A 22,835-nucleotide genomic window follows, 5' to 3' on the forward strand; every position below is an offset into this window, starting at 1 on the left:
GTCCGCCTTAATAATCCAAATACTTCTGCAATTTTAGCTTGCCATAGTAGTATTTTAGGGCTTGGAGCTTGTTATTCTCACTATCGATTAGATATAGCCACTCATGCAGGACGCCGTGTTTGAAGCGTGCTTGTAGCCTGTCATTATCGACATTGTATTGCACGAATTTTCCATCTAACTTGCCATTTTTATATGAGCCACTAAACTGCACATTTCCACTTGGGAAAAATCGCGTAAAACTCCCATGTAGCACGTCATTTTTAAAATTCACAACCCAAAAAGGCATACCATTTGGATGGAATCCTACAAATTGCCCATGCTTTAAAACGCCCTTGCACTCGCCCTTTACCTCGACATTATCAATAAAAGCATTGCAAGGTCTAGCAAATAAATCCATAAAAAAAAGCGTGAAAATAACAAGAAATCTTAAAAGAAAATTCATTAAGACACCCTAAACATTTGAATATGGAATCTAAAGAAGTAATCCTAGCTGCTAGCAAACCTAGATTCTAAAAATGATAGAATCTAAAAATACACAGCCTATAAAAACACAAAAGAGTAAAAGCATAACTCTAGATTCTATAACTCCACTAACTTAAAACCTATAAAATTAGCAACTTTTATAGAATCTCAAAAAACTATTTTACTTTTAGCACCGCATTGATTTTTTTGATTTTATCTTCGTTTAAAAGATATTTAAGATTTTGCTCATCTTGCTTACTTTTTCGCACTTCCTCTTGCTTTTTAGCGATGCGAGAAAGAATGTCCGCAGCACGCGCAGAATCCCTATCAGCCTTAGCTTCTTCTAAGTCCAAACGCAAGTTTTTAATGTCAAACTCAACCGCACTTCGATACTGCTTAAACTTCTCAGTTTGCGCTTTCACCGCCTTTTTTGTGTCAAAATCAATTTGGATGATTTGACGCTTTTGCTTAACACTAGCAGCCGAGTAAAGCTCCTGCAACACGCCCTTTGGCGCTTTTAACACAGAATCATCATCTAGCGGCGGATGCATCTCTGGAAATGCTAAAAGCAACCCCGTGGTAACCGCAGAAATGCACAACAACTTATTCAAAACTTTCATAGTTTCTCCTTTTGAATCTAAAAAATAAAAAATTAAGTGTTATTGTAGCTAATTTTTTTTAAATATTGCTATCTTTTTAGCAAAAAAAATAAAAAATTGCAAAAAATTAGAAAAATTTAGAATATAATTTCGCAATCAATTTATAGAATCTAAAATGTAAAGGAAAGTTATTATGTTTGCAACTTTGAAATTTTCTAAATATAGAATCTTATTAGTTTTTTATTATTTAGTTATAAATTTTATAATGTTAAATATTTCACAAGCACAAGATTTTACAAATATTAAAGTAGGTAGTGAAAATGCCTACAAGCCCTTTGCCTATGTGGATGATAAGGGTGAAGCAAAAGGCTTTGATAATGATGTGGTTAGAATTGTGGTTAGTTTTATAGAATCTGGCATTAAAGATTCTAAAAGTTCTAAAAATCCTAATATTACTTTTATACCTGTTAGCTGGAATGTAATTTTTGTAGGATTAGATTCTAAAAAATATGATGTCGTGGCAAATCAAATTAGCAAGACTAAAGAGCGTGAAGAAAAGTATATTTTTAGCAAAAAGCCTTATTTTTACGGCATTAGTGGGCTAATTGTCGGCGTAGATTCTAAGATTAAAAGCCTAGATGAGTTTAAAAGTGGTGATAAAATCGGCGTTACCATCGGCTCAAACCACGCGCTGAATCTAGAAAATTACGCCAAAACGCACAACGCCCCCTTTAAAATCGTGCATTATAAAACTTCGCCAACGCTGATTGCCGACCTTGCAAATGGCAGGATTAAGGGTATGATAAATGACCCTATCGCTGCCCTTGACTACGCAAAATCGCAGGGTGTGAAAATCCAAACGACTGATTTTATCCTAGAAAAAACGCCGATTTTTTTTATTTTTAGAAAAGATTCTAAAGATTTGGCAGATGCCTTTGATACCGCCTTGCAAAAAGCCCTTGATAGCGGGAAAATAGAAGCCCTAATCCGCGAATATTTCACCCAGACCTATGTTGATTTAATCAAAACCGACCTAGCAAAGAGCGAATAAATGAATTTAGATTCTGAATTTTAAACTTAAAAATAATAAAAATATTTCCATATTCACAAACTTAATGTCACATAACTAAACATACAAATTAAAAAACTTTTAAGAAAGCCTAGAGAAACAAATTCTATTGTAAGGATTTTATTTTTTTGAATTTAATCTCTCTAGGCTTACTTAAAAGCTTCTTTATAGAATTATACATATAAAAACAGACAAATTGTGTCTAGAAATTATTTTATTGAATAATTTATGCGATAAATCTCTTACTCCTATTGCATTGGTAAACAAATATAAATTTTAAGTATAATTTGCCTATTTTATAAACGTATAAAAAATATCCAAATAATAACAAATCATGAGATTCCAAAAAGAAGAGGTTTTATGCAATTAAGTTATAAAAATTTTATTATTTTAGCTATATTACCTACGATATTTGTAGTTTTTGGCTTTGTTTTATTGATGTATCTTTACGACCCGCTGCAGTTTTTTCATAAGCCATATTTTCGCCCTACAACTTTTAGCACGGATATGTGGCTGCAAAATGTGGGGATTATTAAGCATTATGATTTTGATTCTTATATTATCGGTGATTCTATGGTAGAGCATTTGCCGATAAATCGCCTAGATTCCGCCACGAATGAAAAGTGGGTGAATTTGATGATGTATGGCGCGACCTTGAATGATAGGGCTGTGATTTTGGATTATTTGTTTAAACACAAATCGCCAAAAGAGATTATTTACGCGCTTGATTTTAAGGCGTTTGAAACTGAGAAAACTAAGAGTGACACGAGATTTTACGCACCTGCGTATAGTGATAATTTTGGCGAGCTTTTTCAGTATTATAGCGATAGCAAATATTTCAAATGTGCGATAACTTGGTCGCTTGAGCCTAAATGCGTAGGCGTGGCAAAGCCGCTTGATATGTTAAATCGTTCTTTGATTGAGTTAGAATTTTTGGCGAAAAAATTTGGTGGATTTGAGAAATGGGTGGCTTTTGAGGATGCAAGAATTAAGCCTATAATGGATGAGCTAAGGGCGATAAAAAAGGCTAGAAATTCTATAGAATCTAAGTTACAAGATTCTAAAAAAGTTATAGAATCTAAAACAAGATTCTAATATTCCTAATAATTTAGAAAATAAATTACAGAATCTAGATTCTACAGATTCTAAAATAGCGATAAACAGAGAGAGAGAGAGAGCAAATTTATGATAGTAAATCTTATAATTTGAAAGATTACACAGATTATGTGGATAAATATTTGCTGCATTATTTAAAAGAGCATAAAAATACAACTTTTCATCTTATGATTGCGCCTTATTCACGCACTTTTTGGCTTGTGGGTGGTAAGGAAGGTGGGCGTGGAAAGTTGAAATTATGGCAGGATATTTTGCGCTATATTGTACGGCAGACGCAGGGTTTAAGCAATGTTAGAATCTATGGCTTTGATATTTATGATTATTTAGGAAATATGGCAAATTATACGGACGCGACGCATTATAATGTCGATATGCACGAGTTTTTCGCCGATGCAATCATTCGCCGCACAAATCTTTTAAATACGCAAAATATAGAATCTTATTTAGATTCTATGAAAGATAAAACTCTAAATTATGACTTAACCCCGCTTTTAAACCAACTGGGAAATTAGATTCTAAAGTAACATTTATTATATAGATTCTGTGATTTAATAGAATCTTAATTTACTAACTCTAGCTCATTTAAAATGCCTTTTAGCGTTTCCGTGTCGGTTTTGTCATTTGCGGTGTAGTAGTTTATAAAAACAGATTCTAAGATGTGACTTATCATTGTAATGTATTTTTCAAAAAGGGCTATGCGTGTGTTAAAAAGCATTGAAATGTTTCGCTCTAAAAGCAAAAAGTAATACTCAAAGCTATCACGAATAGGCATAATTACAGAATCTTCTTTAATATCTTGCTTTTTTATGCTATTTGGCAAAATGCTATCAAGCATATTTGATAAATGTTCGGTTACGATTACATTAGAATCATCAAAAAGATTTTGCTTTGTAATATGTGAAAATTCGCTCTGTAAAGATTCTAAAATCTCTTTATGCTCCTTTGTCGCAGCAAATCGCATAAATGAATTAGAGCTTTTCACATTTAAAATATCGCTAATTACTTGAAAATCTGGCAGGTTAAAGAAATTCTCTTGTAAGATTTCAGCTAATCCTTGCAGCCCTACAATTAAACTTTCCATTGTAGAAGTTTTTAATCTTCTAACATTAAAGGCAGATTTATTGCGAATTTCATAATTTAGAGATTGTATAAATTGCGAATATAAGTTATCTCGCAAATTTGTAAATGAGCTATAAAAGCTTGAATATTTTGTAGGTAATTTTTTTAATGCTTCTTGCAAATGTTTCTTTAAAGATTCTAATTCGACACCCACATCTTTAGAATCTATTTTGCTAAAATCTTTGCTACTATAATTTTTAGCCATTAAACGCAAAATACTTCGTAAAATTTTAATATTAAATGTATTTATAGGTCGCTCAAAAATGTTATTAAAAAGCGTTTTTTCTAATGTAGGAATGCCGCTTGTAGCAATATCTAAGCCACTTTCCCCTTGCAAGTTTATACCATTTCTAATCTTATAAGCCACATTACTTGCCACATAATGAAAGCTAATTTTTTTAAGTAAAACATCTTTTTTTACATTAGAATCTAGCCTAGATTCTATAGCATTTTTAAATTTTAGATAAATATTTTGACGACGTTTCAAGGTCAATGCAACTTTATCAACCTGCGTATAAATCACATATACAAATTCAATATGCTCCTTATTTATCATCCTTGCTAAAGAGATGGCTTCTTTATCAATTTGTGCTTGTGCGTTTTGCAAGAAAATATCCGCATTTATCATATAAAAAATAATGTTACTTTTTATCACATAATGATAAATTTGCAAATGCCGAAAAGTAAGCGGAATTAGGCTAGGCGTGTTAATGAAATTGACATATTTAAACATATTTAAATGTGAAAAAATATCGATATGCTCGATTATTTGCACTTTATCACTTTTATAAAAGGCTTCTTGTATTTTATTAATTTCTACGCGTTGCTCGCCTTGCTTTAAGTCGTTGTGATAGTTATCATGCAGTTGCGTTATCATTTGAGATACTTTTGGTAGGGGCGATTCTTGCAGACTTTTTAAATCGCTAAACTCTAAATATTTCGCCAAAGCATAATCCTTGCCGTGCATATAGCATATAGGTGCAATAGATTCTAATCTCTCATTACTTTTAGAATCTTTTTTATTATCATGCAAGATTGTGGCAAGGAGTGTAGATTTACCGCTTTTTTTACGCCCTACAACGCATATTGTTTTTACTAATTCACCTTCGCTTAAAAATACTAAATTAGATGCCCAGCTAGTAGATTTTAGAATCTTTTTTGCCTTTTGTATAGAATCTAACTGCGTTTTTAAAAGCGTTTTGTTAGTGTTAAAATTTATAAAAGAAATGTCGCTAGATTCTAAATTTTGCGTATTTTCTTTTGCTTTATTTTGGCTAGATTCTGCATTTAAACTTGCTTCTATACATTTTTCATCATGGAAAGTTATAATGCCACTCTCTCTTAGGGTTTTAATATGCTTTAAAATAGGCTTTATACTTTTAGAATCTAAGTAGTAAAGTAGGCTAGCTTGTAAGCACTGCGTTAAGATTAAAAGATGAGAGCAACTTAGCTCTTTTGCCTGTGGGTAGAATATCTCGCATAGTTTTACAAATGTTTTTAGTTTTATAAATGTATCGATATTTTGTGGATTGCAAGTTAGAATTATGGCTAGGGCTTCATAAGATTCTTGCAGTATTTCGCTTTCAGTTTTTATTTTTTTGTTTTTTTGCAAATCTTTAGAATCTTTTGTATCTTGCGTATTAGATTCTATAGAATCTGTGCTATTTTGCGAAGCTATCCATGATTTTATGTTTTCAAATGGATTAGATTCTAAGATAAAATTAAGCGGTGGTTTTAGATAAATAAGATTAAAAAATATTTGGATTCTATTATTTTGCTTTTTTTTAGAATCTAGTTTAGAATCTTTAGAATCTGCACTAATATTTTTAACGGATAGATAATGACTTAGGACTTCGTATTCTTGTGTTTCTTTTTTTCTTTTTTTGCTTTTCATATATTGCCTTTATAGAATCTAAATTGAAATTATACAAGATTGTTTTGTTATAATGTAAATTTATAGAATCTAAAAAGGCTTTAGTATGAAAAAGATTTTGTTTATTGCGTTTGTGTGTGTTCGCTTTGCCTTTGGTGCGGTATATGAGCCGCTGCAAAGCAAGGGAAATGGGCTTGTGGTAAGTAGTAGCGATATTGCTAATAAGATAGGGCAAGATGTGCTTGATAGCGGTGGGAATGCCTTTGATGCGGCGGTTGCCGTGGGGTATGCGTTGGCTGTGGTGCATCCTGCTGCTGGGAATATCGCGGGTGGCGGCTTTGCACTCATTCATTTAAAGGAAGGGCAGAATCTTGCCCTTGATTTCCGCGAAGTAGCTCCAAGTAGCGCAAGTCAAAATATGTATTTAGATTCTAAAGGCGAAGTGATTGAAAATGCCGCTATTATCGGGTATAAGGCGATTGCAGTCCCTGGTAGCGTGAAAGGATTTAGCGAGATTCTAAGTCGCTATGGAACGCGTAGTTTGAGTGAGCTACTAGCTCCTAGTATTGAAGTGGCGTCTCAAGGTTTTAGAATCTCCAAAAGGCAGAGTGAGACTATGCTTGAAGTGCTTAATGATTTTAAGAAATTTCCAGAATCTAGAAAGTATTTTTTGAAAGAAGATTCTAAAGTATATCAAAATGGCGATATTTTGGTGCAAAAAGACTTAGCTAGAACGCTTAGAATCTTAGCTAGGCAAGGGGAGAGAGCCTTTTATCGTGGCGAGATTGCGCGTGCTATGGTAGAGCAGATACAAAAAAATGGCGGATATTTGACTTTGCAGGATTTAAAAGATTATAAGGTTACGTGGAGAGAGCCTGTAAGTGGCACTTATCGCGGATATAAGATTCTATCGATGCCCCCGCCTAGTAGCGGTGGGACGCATATTTTAGAAGTGCTAAATGTGCTTGAAAACGCTCCTTTAAGCGAGTATGGTTTTAATTCAAGCAAGACTTTGCATTTGATGATAGAATCTATGCGACAGGCGTATGCGGATAGAGCGACTTTTATGGGCGATAGCGACTTTGTAAATGTGCCTGTTAAATCCTTGATAGATAAAGAATATGCGCGTAAAATCTATGAAAATATTTTAGAATCTAAGGGCGTGGCAATCCCTAGTAGTAGGATAAAAGCGGGGCTAGATTCTATAGAATCTAATGGCGTGGAGAGCCCTGAGACTACGCACTATAGCGTGGTGGATAAGTGGGGGAATGCCATAAGTGTGACTTATACGCTAAATAAACGCTATGGAAGTGCCGTGGCTATCGGTGGCTATGGCTTTTTAATGAATAATCAAATGGAAAATTTTACGATAAAAGTAGGCGTGGCTAATCGGCATGGTTTGCTTGAGAGTTCGCTAAATAAAATTGAGCCAAAAAAGCGACCGCTAAGCACGATGAGCCCGACTATTGTTTTTAAGGATGGGCGGCTTTTTATGGTTGTTGGGTCGCCCGGAAGTGGCAAGATTATTAGCACATTAGTGCAGGTTTTAGTGAATGTGATTGATTTTAAAATGGATATAGTTTCGGCTGTCTCACAACCTAGATTTCACACGCAGTGGATGCCTGATATTGTGTATGTGGAAAAATATTTGCTAAATGCTGACACATTGCAAATCTTAGAATCTAAAGGCTATAAGATTCTAGAATCTGATTATATGGGCGATGTGAATGCAATCATTATAGATTCTAAAGGCAGGATTTTTGGCACACTTGACCCGCGCCGCAAGTTATAAAGAATTGTAGGGAAACACGCGTGAAGTTATAATAAAAGATTTATTTTTAAATGTAATCTGTAAAATCGATGTTATGAAAATAATATTGAATCTGTGATTCTTAAACCACAGATAACAAAACAAGAAGACTTAAAGTCTTGCCTAAGTTAGTAGCAAAAAAGATTCCAAATCAAGCCATAGAATAAATTTTTAACTAAATTTAATCACAAATACACATTATTTTTACATGAGATTCTAGCTTATCCCATTCGTAACTTTGCATTTTTACTTCTTAAAGAAAAATCTTAGAATCTAAAACTTATTTTGATTCACATCATCTAGTATTTTTGCGGCGACAGAATCTAGGGCGTTTGAGATTTCGCGGGAGTGATTTGCTATTTCTACATTTTGCTGTGTGATAGATTCTAATTGTGATACGGCATCATTTATTTGTGAGATACCATTTGATTGCTCTTTAATGCTTTCTGCCATATCATTAATTGATTGCACTAAGATATTTGTATTTGCCTCGATTTCACCCAAAGACTTTTGCGTTCGCTCTGCTAATTTTCGCACTTCATCAGCTACCACGGCAAAGCCACGTCCATGCTCTCCAGCCCTTGCGGCTTCAATTGCCGCATTCAAGGCAAGTAAGTTCGTTTGGTCGGCAATATCGCGAATTATACCGATAACATTTTTAATATCCTCGCTTTGATTGATTACCTCTCCTGTCTTGCTACTTACATTTTGCATACTACTTGTGATTTCCTCCACAGCGGTGGCAGTCTGCTCTAAGCTTGAGGCTTGTGTGTTAGAAGATTCTGTCAAATTCTTAATTGCCTCTTGCATTTCATTAGATTTTTCCTCTAGCTCTTTTGCGTATCCTGCGGATGTGCGTAGCATATTTGCAATCGTTTCGCCGATTAGATTCACACCATTTTCCATACCGATAGGATTTTCCACACGCGCGCTAAAATCCTTTTTCTCAAACCTAGCAAATGTCTCCCCAGCCTTGCTTAAATCGCCCCCAACAAGATTATACAACGCTTTAGACATCTCATTTAGTGAATCTTTTAGCTGATTTGCCAACGGATTGCTACTATTTTCTTGTATTGTCTTGCCAAAGCGACCCACTTTTGCTTCACTTACAATATCCACGACCGCATTTACCACAATCGCGTCCTGCTTTAAGCCCTGCTCGACTTTTTGTATATTGCTATTTATCGCCCTTGCCATATCGCCTAGCTCATCATCCGCGGTAATCACTAAAGGCTTTGGCGGCGTATTTGTCTCGTGATTTAAAAACTTAAAAAATGAGAAAAGTTGGCTTTGTATATTATGGATTCTACGCATTACACGCAGTCGAATGTAAAGGGACAAAATCACGCCGATAACGATATATGAAATGATATTACCCGTGTAAAATGTCCATCGCAGCTTCTCCACACTAGCAAGGATAGAATCTGTAGGAATGGGAATGACCACAGCCCAGTATTCATTCATCCCCCAGCCGATTTCAAATGTCCCAACTCCGGCGTATCCTGGCTCATTGTGCATAGTCGTAAAGCTATAAACGCCATCTTGCCGCGCCTTTACCTTTTGCATAATCTCGCGTGTAGTCTCATGCGTATTAATGCTACTAATATCCTTACCTAAAATGCTAATATCGCTATGCAAAGCCACGATTCCATCGCCATTTACCAAGAATCTATAATCATTCTCAAACACGCTAAGTTTAGAATCTACAAGCTTTGGCACCATCACTTCTAAATCCACGAATACACCGACAATCCCCTGCAATTTGCCATTTTTATCAAAAAGTGGGAAATTCATCCCAACACCTGCGCGATTACCCAAGCCTTCGACATTTTGCTTAGTTGGCGAACCAAGTGTAGGCTTACCAGATTCTAAAGCACGTTGAACACTGCGAAAATTTAGCACCGCAGGATTAGCCTGCAAGATTTTTACACCGCCTTCTGCCCCGCCATTTGTATCTTGTGCGATAATCATAAACTCGCCATTTGGCAATTTGTGCTTAGGATTTGCAATATTTTCATTGATATATCGAGTATCTTTTATGTAAAGGTAGCCATAATTGCCCCACATGCTGTTATCCACGAGATTTATAAGGTCTTGCTCCATAATATCTTGCACATTATCATTATCCGCCAAAAGCGTCTCAAATGTATGTTTAGAAAGATTTAGCCCAGTGAAGACTTCGTTAAAATAGCCCTGAATAAGATTAGCCGAACGCATCGAAGCATTCACCGCGATTTTATTAGCCTCTTCTAACTGAATCTTAGATGAACCATTAATGACAACAAACGCAACCGTGCTCATACAAAAAGCACAATGCCGACAACCCAAAGCGTTATCCGCGTCCCAAGTTTCATTTTCTTAAACATTTTCTTCCTTTTTATTTCACATTATCTTATTTTACAAACGCGATTTTACAAAATCTTTGTAAAGTTTTACGAAGTTTTTACGAATAAATTAAATATATTGTAAAAATATGTTACTTAAATTCTTTAAATACCATATAAATTATAAAAAAAATCCAAAATAAATCTAACTATACATTCGCAGTCTTTTTTCCAAAAAGTTAGCCAAAAGGGCGAATGGATAGCAAAGCAAAAAATAAATTATCAAAATACTACCATAAATGATAAAGCTAATGCTAGAATCACTTTTCCCAAAGACTTCAATTAGCTGCTGACCGACCTTCAAAATCTCGACCACACCGATAAGTGGCAACAGCGAAGTAGTCTTAATAATCCTGCCAAAAAGATTTACCATTGAAGGCAAAATGTGAATAATCGCTTGTGGAAAAATGATAAAAAGCTCGATTTGCAGGGCGTTAAAGCCAAGAGATTGCGCGGACTCACGCTGATGTTTTGGCACATTTAAAATCGCGGCACGCACTAAATCGCCCATTTCAGCCACGCCCCACAGGCTAAAAACAATAATCGCACTAAGTGTCGAGCTAATATGCAGGTCAAAAGCCGCCGAAACGCCGTAATACACGATAAAAAGCCACGCGATAAGCGGGATAATACGCACGATTTCTAAAAAGACTTTGCAGCAAAAGCCCAAAATGCCGCGAGCCACCATAAATCGCCCTATGATTAGCCCGCCAAAAACGGCAATCAAAATGCTAACAAATGACACGAAAAGCAGCTCATAAAGCCCGCTTAGCACGCGAAGTAGAGTTGTTAGGGTGAAAAGCTCCATTATTACACCCAAGAGAGTATTGAATTTTCTAGCTGGGAGATTTCATAAGTTTTATTATGTATTTCTTTTTTAGAAAAAAGTTCGGTTATTTTGGAATCTAGTTTTATGTTCTTATGTAATTTAGAATTTATTAGATTCACTATTTTATCTAGGGCGTTTTTTTCGTCCATAGATTCTATAATTTTGGCTGAAAGATTAGAATCTAAAGCGCTTAAAGCTAGTAAAACATTTTTGGCAAACTTGCTAAAATGCGCGGTTGAAATGATGACTTGCACCTCTTTAGAATCTTTTTTAGAATCTCGTGAATCTGGATGTTTCGCACCACTCAACATAACATTAGAATCTGCATTTTTAGATTCCATAGAATCTTCCCTAAACTTCGCAAAAAGGAACGCATTGCTCGTGTGCGGGTCAAGCACATAGCCATTTTCAAACGCCTCTTTTATACCTTGCAAACACTCTTTATCACTAAAACTTCGCGCTTCAAAAAGCTCCTGCAAACGCACTAATTCAGCCTTTTTCAAACAAAACTTAGAATCTTTTTCTAAAGATTCCATAAGCTCCCTAGTGCGCGCCGCACCAAAATAATCAAATAGCAACCTCTCAATATTAGAACTTTTTAGAATATCCATTGCAGGTGAATAAGACATTATTAATTTTTTATTAGAAATATCATAACTTCCTGTAGTAAAAAATTGCGTTAAAATATCATTAGGATTAGACGCAATACAAATTTTTGTAATATTTAGCCCTAATTTCTTAGCATAATAGCAACCTAACGCATTTCCAAAATTCCCACTAGGGACAATAACACTAAATTTAGTAACTTTTTTCTTAAAAAGTTCTTTAGCAATCACAAAATAATACACGATTTGAAAGGCGATTCGCGCGATATTTACCGAGTTTGCCGCACTTAGCTCATAGCCTTTTTTGCCTAAAGATTCTATAAAATGCCTATTTTTTAGCAAGTTTTTTAACGCATTTTGCGCCGCATCAAAGTCGCCATTTATCCCAAAAACCTTCAAATTTGGCGCACTTTGCGTAGTCATTTGCAACCTTTGCACGACACTTGTGCCGCCACGCGGGTAAATGCAAATCGCCTTAATATTTTGCGACCCAGCAAAGCCGCTCAAAGTCGCAGGACCCGTATCGCCACTAGTCGCGCTAAGTATCAAAAAGTGCCTATTTTGCGCCCTTGCAATAGAATCTAAAAGCCGCGAAAAAGGCTGCAGTGCCATATCCTTAAAGGCAAAAGTTGGTCCGTGATATAGCTCTAGGGCGTAAAGGTGCGGCTCTAACTGCACGAGTGGGGCGATGTTTTGGTCGCGAAAATGCGCGTAACTCTCAAGGGCGTAATCTAGCATTTTAGAATCTAAGTCGATATTAAGCTGCTTAAAAACCCGCTTACAAATGTCGGTGTAATCGGCATTATAGATAGATTCTAACTCATTTTGTGAAAAGGGCTTAATCTCCCTAAAAGTGTAAAGCCCGCCAAACTCGGCACTAGGAGATAATATCGCATCAACAAAGTCCTTATTTGTAGGCTTTTCACTACGCGTCTGGGCTAAAAAATGTTTGAGGTTAGAATCTTTTTTAGAATCTTGCATGGTTTTATCCTTAAATCTAGCTTAAAAATTTTTAGAAATATTATAACAAAAAGAGTTTAAGAGTTTGATTTTTATTTCTTTTGTATTAAAAATTGTAAATTTTACACATTATTATAGAAAAATACTAAAAAATAATGCGTTAATATTTTCTTTTAAAGTTAAAAACGATAGAATACAAAATTATTTTTTGTAAAAGGAATGTAATGAAAGTATCAAATGTGTTGTCTTTTGGAATGGCTGGTTTAGCTTCAAGTGTGCTTTTTTGTGGTTTGTTCTGCTCGAACATGTTGAATGCAGCGAGTCTAGAAGAAAGAATAGCACAATTAGAAGAAGATGTTGAGGACCTAAATAACAGGGTGGATGAAAATGAGGTTAATGCTGCCTTAAGTAAAGTTCGATTTAGCCTCGAATTTAATACATCCTATTCAAATATTTATCAAAGAGATGGGAATAATAGAAATTATGCTGGGAATTTCCCTAATTTATGGGCTATGGCGTTATATCTTAATATGAATGCGGATATTAATAAATATACGAAATTCACAGGGCGACTTTCAATGACAAAAGCGTTTGGTGATTTGACTTGGAGTAGTGGCGGAAGTATCAATACAGGCACGACAGGAGGCATAGGCGTTCTTGATGCAGGTCGTGCTGTGGGCGGTGGTCCTACTTTATATGTGGAGCGTGCTTATGTGGATATTTATATGGGAGATCATTTTGCATTTAGTGTAGGACGACTTCCTACTACCGATGGACCTGGTGCTAATCTTAGAAATAGCTCCGTGCGTATGGCGACTTATCCAGCTTTAATGGTAAATGCACTAGGCGATGGTATCGTTCTAACCTATAAACCTTTTAAAGCTAGAAAAAAATCTCTAGCGAGTTCCGCTTTTAGATTTGGCTATGGGCATATTTATCAGCCATTAGGAGCCGATACTACAGGGGCTGGTAATATTTGGGGAAATGTGGGTGCGGCAAATACGCAGCTTGCTTATGTTGGCTGGGAAATGCCATTTTTACCAGCGAGATTAGGCACAAGTCTTTTAATGCTTAATTATGTTGGAATCTTTAATTATACTCTGCCAGGAAATAACGCTACTTTAGCAACTTTTACTGGTGGTAGGGATACAAATATAGGTGATGTACATTACGTAAACTTACATTTAGAACATAGTATGGATATTAATGTTACAAAAAAATTTAAGTTTAAACTTAATTGGTTTGCTTCTGCATCGTTATATAAAGGCGGTAGAGCTAAAGTGTTTAGTTTACCAACCGTAGGTGAAGCACCTAGACTTAATGATAATGCTGCGTTTGCATTGCATGCAGGGGCTAGAGTTGATGTTTATGATAGATACAAGCTAGGCTATGAGTTTTTCTATGGTAGTCAGCACTGGTATGCACTCTCTCGTGTAAATATCAATGACCCACTAAACATTAGGACTACAAAGGGGGTCGTGCAAGATGTCTATTTTATATTACAAATAGATATGTATCAATTTTTACGACTTAGTTACACTATGAGACATGATGCTTATAGAAGTGCTGCTGCACCGCTACTTTCTATACCTATAGCTGGTGGTTTAAGTCAGCCTATAGATACTACAGAGCACAACGTTGCATTATCTTACACATTACGATACTAATACAAAGGAGAAATTATGAAAAAGGTAATTTTATTATTTAGCGCTTTAGGTTTATTTTCTAGTTTCGCACTAGCGGATTGCGCGTCATTAATGAAAAAATACAATGCACCAGACCCTGGCTCAAAAACGATGAATCAAATCAAACGATGGGTAAAAAAAGTAGATGATGCAAGCGATGCTAAAGAATTAGAATCTTGTATGATAGCCCAAGCTGCCGACAATCCAAATAAATCACAGGTGGCAGGAAAATAAGAAAATATCTAAAAATTATCGCGTTATATAAAATCTTAAACATTTTTAATAATAATTCTAACATCATATCAAAAAGGACATATATGACAAACGCAAATAACGGATTTTTTACCAACTTGCAAAATCTTAGCCTGTCAAAAAAGCTAAATATCAATCTTAGCGTTTTGTGTGGGCTTGTTGTGCTTATTGCGATTTTATTTTTTGCCTTTAAGTTTTCATTTTCTAGCTTTGTAAGTGAAGAGGAAAAGAATGTCGAGCAGGTAAATAAGAGCTTTAGCGCGCTAGATTCACTAAGCAAAAACGCCAGCACGCAAATTGATAAAATGCTAGTGTATGTCAAGGATACGAAAAAATCTATGGATGATATGGAATCTTTAATCGAGCAGTTTGAATTTATCGGCACGATTAATACGAAACTTATCCAACTTGCCTTAAACCCCGCTGATACCGCCACGCGAAACCTTATAACGCAAATGACGACAAGCTGGAATGATAGCTTTATCAATAAAGATTCTGATTTAAAAGAGTTTTATCCGCGTATTAAAAACGCCCTAAATAGCGGCGATACAAAGGATATGTCAATGCGTTTGCAGGGCATTTTCCAAGAGATTTATGAGATATTAATCGAGCGTTTTAGCGATATGGCGGCGACTACAAATAAGAATCTAAGCACATCTGCGACTAATCTTGAAAAAATCGCTGATGATATGGAGGAAAATGCTAAGTCGCTATCAGGCGTAATTAAGAATCTTGACTCGCTGAAAGCCGTGCGTGACAAGGCTGTGGTGCAGTCAAATGTGGTGATGTTTATTCTTATTTTGGTGCTAATTGTTACGATTGTGGCGATGGTCGTGGTCTTTATCACGCTTAATAATTTCAATAAAGATTCTAACATTGTCGTGGAATATTTGCAAGAAGTGGGCAAGGGCGGCGAGAAGCTTACCGCTGGGGGCAATTTGAAGCTAAAACGTGGGCAAAAAGATGAGCTATTTATCGTTAGTAAATTTATAAATTCTTTCATTGATAAGATGAAGCACACTATTGAAATCGCCGGTGAGACAAGTAAGGAAATCGTGCGGCTGAATGAGTATATCACTAATCTTAAGGAAAATATGCTAAATATTTCTCATAAGACAAAAGATAGCGTAGAGCAGAGTGGTGCGGTAATCGCAGGACTTGATTCTAATATAGAATCTGCAAATAATTCACAAGAAAAAATAAATAAAAGTAAAGAGTTTATCGATGAAACAAGTGAAAGTATGAATACGTTGCTGCAGGATTTGGAGAGCTGCGTGGCTAGTCAAGATGAGCTAAATACGCGCCTTGACACACTTGGCAAATCTGTGCTTGATATTAAAAATGTATTGAATCTAATTTATGATGTATCAAAACAAACAAATTTACTAGCCTTAAATGCTGCAATAGAAGCAGCAAGGGCTGGGGAGCATGGACGTGGCTTTGCAGTCGTAGCTGATGAAGTAAGGAAGTTGGCTGAAAGCACACAAAAGAGTTTGGGTGAAGTGGAAACCACAATAGGCATAGTAAATGACAACCTAGATAATATCTCGCAATCTGTGCAGAAAAACTCACAAACTTTTGAAAATCTATCAAAAAGTGGCGAAGAAAGTAAGCAAAGCCTATCAAACATACAAGAAAATGTAACAGAGGTAATCCAAAACATTAAAACGCAAAATGATAAAACACTTGATTTAACAAATCAAACAAAAGATGTGATAAGCTCAATGAATGTGATAAATAACCTGCTAGAAGAATCCGAAAAGGTAATAAACACCGTAATGGAGCGTTCACTAAAACTAAAAGAAAATGACGCGGTGCTAAGCAAGGTAATCCACGGCTTTTAGGCACACAACTTTATAGAATCTAATCTTTCCTATATTTATTTATAACTCAATAAATTTATCCTTCCATTACAAAAAGCTTTTTTAGCCTATTATTTTGTAATATTTAAAAATTAAAAGTATATAATGAGAGTGAATTTATAGAATCTAATTTTATGTTCAAAACATATTAGTAACTTATTTAATAAACTAGCTTTTATCTTGCTTGGAGATAAAAGCTTTAAATATCTTAACAATCTTAAACTAGAATTACCTAAGATAGTCCCAAGTGCGTGATAAATCACAAAAGATAGACATTGCATTAGAATCTAAACTAAAACAATAAAGGAAAAAAATGATACTTTTAAAACATATTGCTAGATATATCACAATTTTTATTCTTATATTTTCGTTTAATGTTATAATATTAACTGCACAAGATTCTATAAATATGAGTGTGCAAGAAAAAATAAAAAGCCTTATACCACCGCAAACCTACAGGAGTAATGAAAATTTTATCCGCAAGATTTTTAGCGATGAGTCTGCGTTTTATGCAAATAAAAGGCTAGATGTCCCTAAGATTCTAAGGACACTAAAGGCAAATGGACTTATGAATTTAAAGCTAAATAAGCCTAGCAATGTAATGGTTAGTTTTAAGATAAATCACTTTTTAAATAGCGATGGCGAGCCTAGTTTTATGTTTTTGAGTTACGCTACTAGCAGCCTTTTAAGCAGTATGGGCTACTCGTATTTTTATGTGACAGATGCTAAAAAGGCGCAAAAGCAGCTAAGCCTAACCTACACTCTAAACTCAGAATCTAATATCGACCCAACCTTGATTGTGGATAATCTAAGTAAGCGCGGATATGCGACTTTAGATGTCAAAAAGGCAGCGGAAAATCACTATATTTATGATGTTAGTTTGCAAAAGTCTAACCTAACAAATGCAGATTCTATCCAAAAAGGTAGCCGCGATATAGTTAAAATTAATGGCAAATACTGGCTAAGTCTAAATGGCGTAGGCACGCTAAATATCGCATCGCGCGATAATGTGAGCTGGTATCCTAAAATCTTGATGTTTGATTCTAATATGAATGTGGTTGATGCGATAATGCTAGCTAACCCAACGCAAAACTACACAATCCGCGTAAATGACAAGATTCAATATGTAATGATAACTGATAACTACAATCCAAGCGTGCTACGCAACGGCATCTCGCTTAGCTTTAAATAGTTTTGTTGATTTAATGGAATCTAAATGCTAAAACTCCTATTTATAGATAGAGTGGCAATTATCAAGTGCTTACTTTACCTATTTTATAATATTAATTTGTTTGTTTTAAAGACAATATATTTTATAATTATTAAAATATTCTCACTTTTAAAATATGGTATTTATTTATATTGGTTTTAATACTGCTGTCTAAGTATTTGGTATTTTTATAAAAATCCTAAAAGGATTCTATAAGGAAGAGTTATATATATATATATATATATTCTATTTATGCGTTTCAATGCTACTTATATGTTAGGTTGTTTTTAAGCAAAAGTTTCTTAGGTTAGAATCTTAAGCTTTTGCGGTATTGTCTGTGTAATTTTTTTGTGTGTATTGTATGAAATGAAATTTATCTAGTTGGCTATGACTTCATAGGGATTGTGTTAACAGTTATGATATAAATTAGAATCTAAAGATTTTATAAAACAAGATTCTATAAAAATGTGGTGGCGAAAATATAGAAAATACGAATTTTACCAAACTTCGATAAAAAGATTCTAAAAAATACTAGATTTTCTAAATTTAGTATTTTTTAATCATTAAAATAAAATAGATTCTATAATCTTAGTTAAAAATCTAAATGAATTTTAGGGGGGGTTGTTTATAAAAAAGTGTTGTGTGTTATAAGATTCTATGTTTTCTTAGAATCTAGTTATTAGATTCTATATTTTTATTGATAAAATCTTTTTTAGAATCTTGCATTTTAGATTCTATGTTTTTAAAGTCTTATTTTTAGTTTAAAATAGAATTTAAATGAGTAAGTATTTTTCTCGCTCTTAAACTATAAGGCGCACCACTTTTAGCACGTCTTAGCAAAGTGCGGCTTTGCAACTCCTACCCTTTCGCCCTGCGATAAGTTTAGATAAATTCTACAAATAAAATTAAAGCATAAAAAACAAATGAATTTTAGGGGGGGTTATTCTCTTGCAAATGGTAAATCGTAATTAGATTCTATGTTTTGCTTAGAATCTTTGTTGTTTTATTGCAAAGTTTGCGACTTTTTGCTATCATTACTGACCTTAGAAGTTGATGGCGGTAATGTAGTAGCTCCGGGAACTCGCTTTTGAGTTGGTATTGTAGGTGCAAGTCCTACCGCTTCTAAGTCTTTATTATATAAAATATTATTTTTATCTACACTTCCAGCGGTTACGATATAGTTTCCTTGTTCGTCTTTGTTTATTGCAAATTTTGCTATTTTGCCATTACCTAATTCTTTTGTTATCAAAAAATTATTATGTATTTTGTCGATATAAGCGTGTTTTGCTTGGCTTAATAAGTTCGGTAAATCTTTCAAAATATTAGATTCTACATCTTGATTGTATCCGCTTTTGCGTTGGATTCTAAAATGGTGTAAATCATTCTTGCGTAAATAAATTTTATTAGAATCTAAATTTAATAATTTTACTAAATCATCATTCAAATTTGCGATATATGCGATATTTGGGGCTTCTTTAAGTCTTGCAATATCATTGCTTAATACTGAATCTAAAAAGTGTTGATATTCTTTAGAATCTAGTAATTTTAAATCTTGCGTGTTATATTTTTCAAGTGTTTTGTAAGTTTTTAGATTGTTTTCTTTAGAATCTTTTGACACTTTTTTATCCTTAAAGTTAGCATTTTTAGAATTAGATTCTAACATAGAATCTTGCGGCTTAGATTCTATGTTTTTATTGTTAGAATCTTTGCTGTGTTGGTTCGCGCTAAGCAAGTTGTTATATTCTATAATCGTTTCATTAAGCGGCACGTCCATTGTTTTATGTGGGTGTGGATACGTGATTTTGTTTGTTTTTATGTTATAGAATCTATTTGGCTCTAGTCTATATTGTGTGTTTCTAGCTTCGACTTCGCCGTGCAGTTTGTTGTATAAATCAAATTTAGTTTCATGGCTTCCATTAAAATCATAAAGATTTCCCCCTTTTGCAAAAGATTCTATATCTTGGATTGCGTGTTGTATTTCGTGATAAAGTGTGCTTTTTGCGGTATATGTGCTTAAATCACTATCTATTTCGATTTGTTTAAATGATGGGATGTAGCTACCTTTAATGTCTTGGTTTTGAATACCCACGACTTTAATTTCTTTTAATTGTGGATACGCTTTAAATAATTCTTTATCATCTAAAATTTGTTGCAATGTTAGATAATTTTTGTTTTTGAGTTTAGAAAACGCACCCTTTAATTTTCCCTTGCTAGAATCTATTTCAAATTTCCATTTAGAATCTTTGTCTTTATACCATCCTGTTTTTTGCCATATAGACTCGGCGGACTCGCCTTTAGATTCTAAGTCTTTTGCGGTTTTTAAGTTTTTTATTTGTGTGTTAAAGCCTTTTTGTTGCAAGGCTTTTTCGCCCGCGAAAATATAGTCTTTTGCTTGGATTTTGTTAGAATCTTGCAGTTTAGATTCTATGGTTTTTGTGTAGTTTGGGGCGTAGTTGTCGATTATGTTGTGTAGATTTTTGGAGATGGCGGCGTAGTTGCTAGAATCTTTTCTAAAGCCTAAAAAGTTTGCGATTGCATCTATCATTCGTTGGAATAGATTTCGACTCTTTAGCTTTTCCCTAAAAATAGGGTTGCTTAGCTCGGCTATCATTTCTTTGACGTTTGTTAGTGCGTATTCATCTTTGAATTTAGAATCTAGTTTTAGTCGATTATAGATTCTATTTAGATTATTTATTGCGTGTTTTTGGATAGGTTTCAATGCGATTTGTGGATTGTCAATTGCCCTGCTTGTAACGCTATGGATTAGCTCGTGCAGTATCGTTTCGCTACTAAAATCTTGCAAAGTTATTTTATTTGTAGTCGCGTTATATTGCCCTAAAATCTTTTTATTTCCTAAAATTTCGTTACTATAAGTAACATTTAAATCTTTTGCAACTTTAAAAGCCTTATCAAATAACTCTGCATTAACGCTGTCTTTATTGCCACTTTTAAAGATAGATTCTAAACTTTCTAAACTTAATTTTTGCGCATCCACTTTAATATTTGGTGTAAAGTCTTGCAATATTTTAGAATCTTTGGTAAGATTTTCTTGTAGTTCGCTCAACGCGTTGTCGTTGCTTGTCTTTATAGACTCGCTCCTACTCGGCGGAGTGAAAGAGCGAATAATATCCGCATTTCTTACTTGATTTCGTATATATCCTTTTTTTGCTTTTGGTATGCCCGTTACAAAACTTTTATCATTATTTCTTGTTACTAATAAATAATATATTTGATTGTTTTCAGAATCTATAAAAGATTTTATGTATTCTTTTTTGCCTTCGCCTTTAAAAGTCAATTCTATATCCGCGTTTTTCAGCGTTGGCTCGACTAGATTCAAATATGCTAATCTTACTTCTGCGTTGTTTCGTGTTTTTAAGTGTTCTATAAAGTCGCCTTTATTTTCCACTTCGTTTAAAATTTTTAAAAATTGCTCTACATTTATGCCTTTTGGTAATGGCGTGGGCGTATTAGAATCTAAATAATTATTTATAAAAGATTCTGCGTCTTTTTTGTCTATTGTAATAGATTCTCGTGGTGCATCTTGTTTTAGTGAATAATCAATAGAATCTGTATGTTTAGAATCTTTATAAAAAGCCTTGTAGTTTGCAAATTGTTTTCTCGTCCATTCAATAGTTCGTGGTGTAGTTTTTATTGTTTCCATAAAGCTTATCATATCATTTTCTATTTTGTCGATATTTTTTAAGCCATTTTTCTTAAGCTCTTTTTGCATATTTTTTAGAATCTTAGTGGCTGTTTCTTTTTCAATATGAGTTAAATAATCATGTTCCATATATTTAATCACTGGGTTTTTTATCGTGCTTTCTATCGTAGCCTTTGCATCTTCTGCAAGTTCTTTTTTATTATTTTCTTCTTTTATATTATGGTTAAATGCTTGTTTGACTTGTTCTCTAAAACCTTTAGAAAAATGCTTTTGTGGGTAATATTTCTTGTCTAATTCTAAGTGTTCTTTATATATTTTATTTAATTCTTTTGAAATATTCTCGCCTTTTTTAAATCTCTCTTGCAATTCTTTGATATATTCTTGCATAGAATCTACATATTTATTATATACCGCATTTGCCATATTATTGCGCCTTGCTGCGACAGCATAATGAACGGCGGAATAATCTTCGTCAAAAAATCTATTTGTCGCAATCTTTAAAATATCATCATCACTTAAATCTTTAACATATTTTATTATATCACTAAAGGTATTTATTTCTATATCAGGGCTTGACTTTAACGCATACTCTACTAAATTATAATCAAAATCCTCTTTATTCTTAGCGTTTAGTGTTTTTTGTAAGTAATCTTTTGGTGAATCTTGCGTGGTTTTAGATTCTATGGTTTCTTTTGGATTTATAGAATCTTGTTTTGTGGGGGTAGATTCTATATTAGATTCTAAATGTGGTTTAGATTCTATGGTGTCTTTATCTAGTATGCGTTTTAGTGTTTCTTTTAAGTCGTCATCTTTTATAGAATCTAGTTTTATTAAGCCTTTATCTAGCTTTTCTTTTTCTATGAATAGATTTAAAATATTGCGTAAATTATCATTTATTTGATTGCTATGCTTTGATAAAATGAATGTTAGAAAATCAAAATCATTTGGCATTCTTGCTATTTCATTACTAAAAAGCCCGGGCGTTTGTAAATGTTCCTCTGCGTATTCCCTAAATTCTTTTATTCTATCAAATAATGTTTGACTTGGATTTGCATTATTTTCACTCATTCTTTTAAGCGCGGCTGCAAATATGCTTCCTTGAAAATCTTTTATATAATCTCCACCCAAAGCCTTGCTAAAAGATTCTATATTTCCTTTATTTTTTGAAAAAAAGTAGGCTTCTAAGCCATCAGTTGCTTCTTTTATATGTGATAAAACACTTTGGTGTGCCGTCTTTTTCTTTTGTTAAAGGGCTAGAATCTTTGTGCCATTCATATAAATCTTTTGTTTTTTGTGGATTAAAATTAAATTTAGATTCTATATTTTTTATGATTTTCTC

General features: G+C 34.0%; 15 protein-coding genes. 8 read left to right on the top strand and 7 right to left on the bottom strand.

What is annotated here, in order from left to right; translation table 11 throughout:
- Window positions 1-7: 7 nt before the first annotated feature.
- Window positions 8-442 (bottom strand): toxin-antitoxin system YwqK family antitoxin, encoded by a 435-nt coding sequence (locus LS64_RS09570; protein WP_034571914.1) that lies wholly within the window; start codon window positions 440-442, stop codon window positions 8-10.
- 196 nt (window positions 443-638) lie between these two features.
- A complete protein-coding gene (locus tag LS64_RS09575) occupies window positions 639-1,082 on the bottom strand; it encodes a hypothetical protein (RefSeq protein WP_034571911.1) in 444 nt (147 codons plus the stop codon).
- Between the two features lie 172 nt (window positions 1,083-1,254).
- Between LS64_RS09575 and LS64_RS09580 the strand changes: the two genes are divergently transcribed.
- The 3 genes from LS64_RS09580 to LS64_RS09590 all read left to right on the top strand — a co-directional run bounded on the left by LS64_RS09580 (window position 1,255) and on the right by LS64_RS09590 (window position 3,758).
- Window positions 1,255-2,112 (top strand): transporter substrate-binding domain-containing protein, encoded by an 858-nt coding sequence (locus LS64_RS09580; RefSeq protein ID WP_118962155.1) that lies wholly within the window; start codon window positions 1,255-1,257, stop codon window positions 2,110-2,112.
- Window positions 2,113-2,490: 378 nt separating this feature from the next.
- Entirely contained in the window at window positions 2,491-3,225 is a 735-nt protein-coding gene (locus LS64_RS09585) for a hypothetical protein (protein WP_052062689.1), read from the top strand.
- 110 nt (window positions 3,226-3,335) lie between these two features.
- Window positions 3,336-3,758: a hypothetical protein gene (locus LS64_RS09590; RefSeq protein WP_034573624.1), complete on the top strand. Its 423-nt coding sequence runs from the start codon at window positions 3,336-3,338 to the stop codon at window positions 3,756-3,758.
- 47 nt (window positions 3,759-3,805) lie between these two features.
- Here LS64_RS09590 and LS64_RS09595 read toward each other — a convergent pair whose 3' ends face one another.
- Entirely contained in the window at window positions 3,806-6,259 is a 2,454-nt protein-coding gene (locus LS64_RS09595; protein WP_034573622.1) for a hypothetical protein, read from the bottom strand.
- Window positions 6,260-6,344: 85 nt separating this feature from the next.
- Here LS64_RS09595 and ggt point away from each other — a divergent pair, with 85 nt between their 5' ends.
- Window positions 6,345-8,030: a gamma-glutamyltransferase gene (gene ggt / locus LS64_RS09600; RefSeq protein ID WP_118949193.1), complete on the top strand. Its 1,686-nt coding sequence runs from the start codon at window positions 6,345-6,347 to the stop codon at window positions 8,028-8,030.
- Window positions 8,031-8,321: 291 nt separating this feature from the next.
- Here ggt and LS64_RS13690 read toward each other — a convergent pair whose 3' ends face one another.
- The 3 genes from LS64_RS13690 to thrC form a co-directional block, all read right to left on the bottom strand.
- Window positions 8,322-10,349, bottom strand: a complete 2,028-nt coding sequence (locus LS64_RS13690; protein WP_052062557.1) for a methyl-accepting chemotaxis protein — start codon at window positions 10,347-10,349, stop codon at window positions 8,322-8,324.
- A gap of 228 nt (window positions 10,350-10,577) precedes the next feature.
- Window positions 10,578-11,240 carry an amino acid ABC transporter permease gene (locus LS64_RS09610; RefSeq protein ID WP_034572627.1) on the bottom strand — a complete coding sequence of 221 codons (663 nt, stop codon included), beginning with the start codon at window positions 11,238-11,240 and terminating at the stop codon, window positions 10,578-10,580.
- Between the two features lie 2 nt (window positions 11,241-11,242).
- Window positions 11,243-12,847 carry a threonine synthase gene (gene thrC, locus LS64_RS09615; protein WP_034572630.1) on the bottom strand — a complete coding sequence of 535 codons (1,605 nt, stop codon included), beginning with the start codon at window positions 12,845-12,847 and terminating at the stop codon, window positions 11,243-11,245.
- Window positions 12,848-13,338: 491 nt separating this feature from the next.
- Between thrC and LS64_RS09620 the strand changes: the two genes are divergently transcribed.
- From LS64_RS09620 to LS64_RS09635, 4 genes are all read left to right on the top strand, one after another.
- The gene (locus tag LS64_RS09620; RefSeq protein WP_160659307.1) at window positions 13,339-14,493 is read left to right on the top strand and encodes a DUF3373 family protein; all 1,155 of its coding nucleotides are present in this window, start codon (window positions 13,339-13,341) and stop codon (window positions 14,491-14,493) included.
- A gap of 15 nt (window positions 14,494-14,508) precedes the next feature.
- Window positions 14,509-14,745, top strand: a complete 237-nt coding sequence (locus LS64_RS09625; protein ID WP_034572633.1) for a hypothetical protein — start codon at window positions 14,509-14,511, stop codon at window positions 14,743-14,745.
- Between the two features lie 83 nt (window positions 14,746-14,828).
- Window positions 14,829-16,607 (top strand): methyl-accepting chemotaxis protein, encoded by a 1,779-nt coding sequence (locus tag LS64_RS13385; RefSeq protein ID WP_034572636.1) that lies wholly within the window; start codon window positions 14,829-14,831, stop codon window positions 16,605-16,607.
- Window positions 16,608-16,938: 331 nt separating this feature from the next.
- Window positions 16,939-17,817 (top strand): hypothetical protein, encoded by an 879-nt coding sequence (locus tag LS64_RS09635; protein ID WP_052062559.1) that lies wholly within the window; start codon window positions 16,939-16,941, stop codon window positions 17,815-17,817.
- 1,021 nt (window positions 17,818-18,838) lie between these two features.
- On the opposite strand, the gene LS64_RS09640 is transcribed toward LS64_RS09635, so the two are convergent.
- Window positions 18,839-22,624, bottom strand: a complete 3,786-nt coding sequence (locus LS64_RS09640) for an LPD23 domain-containing protein (RefSeq protein ID WP_034572639.1) — start codon at window positions 22,622-22,624, stop codon at window positions 18,839-18,841.
- Window positions 22,625-22,835 lie beyond the last annotated feature (211 nt).

This window comes from Helicobacter saguini (assembly GCF_000762875.2).
Classification (GTDB): domain Bacteria; phylum Campylobacterota; class Campylobacteria; order Campylobacterales; family Helicobacteraceae; genus Helicobacter_A; species Helicobacter_A saguini.

Excerpts from the sequence above, each read along its gene's own strand:
- ggt (WP_118949193.1), top strand. The coding sequence starts at position 6,345 with ATGAAAAAGATTTTGTTTATTGCGTTTGTGTGTGTTCGCTTTGCCTTT.
- LS64_RS09635 (WP_052062559.1), top strand. The coding sequence starts at position 16,939 with ATGATACTTTTAAAACATATTGCTAGATATATCACAATTTTTATTCTT.
- LS64_RS09580 (WP_118962155.1), top strand. The coding sequence starts at position 1,255 with ATGTTTGCAACTTTGAAATTTTCTAAATATAGAATCTTATTAGTTTTT.
- LS64_RS09625 (WP_034572633.1), top strand. The coding sequence starts at position 14,509 with ATGAAAAAGGTAATTTTATTATTTAGCGCTTTAGGTTTATTTTCTAGT.
- LS64_RS13385 (WP_034572636.1), top strand. The coding sequence starts at position 14,829 with ATGACAAACGCAAATAACGGATTTTTTACCAACTTGCAAAATCTTAGC.
- LS64_RS09570 (WP_034571914.1), bottom strand. The coding sequence starts at position 442 with ATGAATTTTCTTTTAAGATTTCTTGTTATTTTCACGCTTTTTTTTATG.
- LS64_RS09585 (WP_052062689.1), top strand. The coding sequence starts at position 2,491 with ATGCAATTAAGTTATAAAAATTTTATTATTTTAGCTATATTACCTACG.
- LS64_RS13690 (WP_052062557.1), bottom strand. The coding sequence starts at position 10,349 with ATGAGCACGGTTGCGTTTGTTGTCATTAATGGTTCATCTAAGATTCAG.
- LS64_RS09595 (WP_034573622.1), bottom strand. The coding sequence starts at position 6,259 with ATGAAAAGCAAAAAAAGAAAAAAAGAAACACAAGAATACGAAGTCCTA.
- thrC (WP_034572630.1), bottom strand. The coding sequence starts at position 12,847 with ATGCAAGATTCTAAAAAAGATTCTAACCTCAAACATTTTTTAGCCCAG.
- LS64_RS09610 (WP_034572627.1), bottom strand. The coding sequence starts at position 11,240 with ATGGAGCTTTTCACCCTAACAACTCTACTTCGCGTGCTAAGCGGGCTT.
- LS64_RS09620 (WP_160659307.1), top strand. The coding sequence starts at position 13,339 with ATGGCGTTATATCTTAATATGAATGCGGATATTAATAAATATACGAAA.
- LS64_RS09575 (WP_034571911.1), bottom strand. The coding sequence starts at position 1,082 with ATGAAAGTTTTGAATAAGTTGTTGTGCATTTCTGCGGTTACCACGGGG.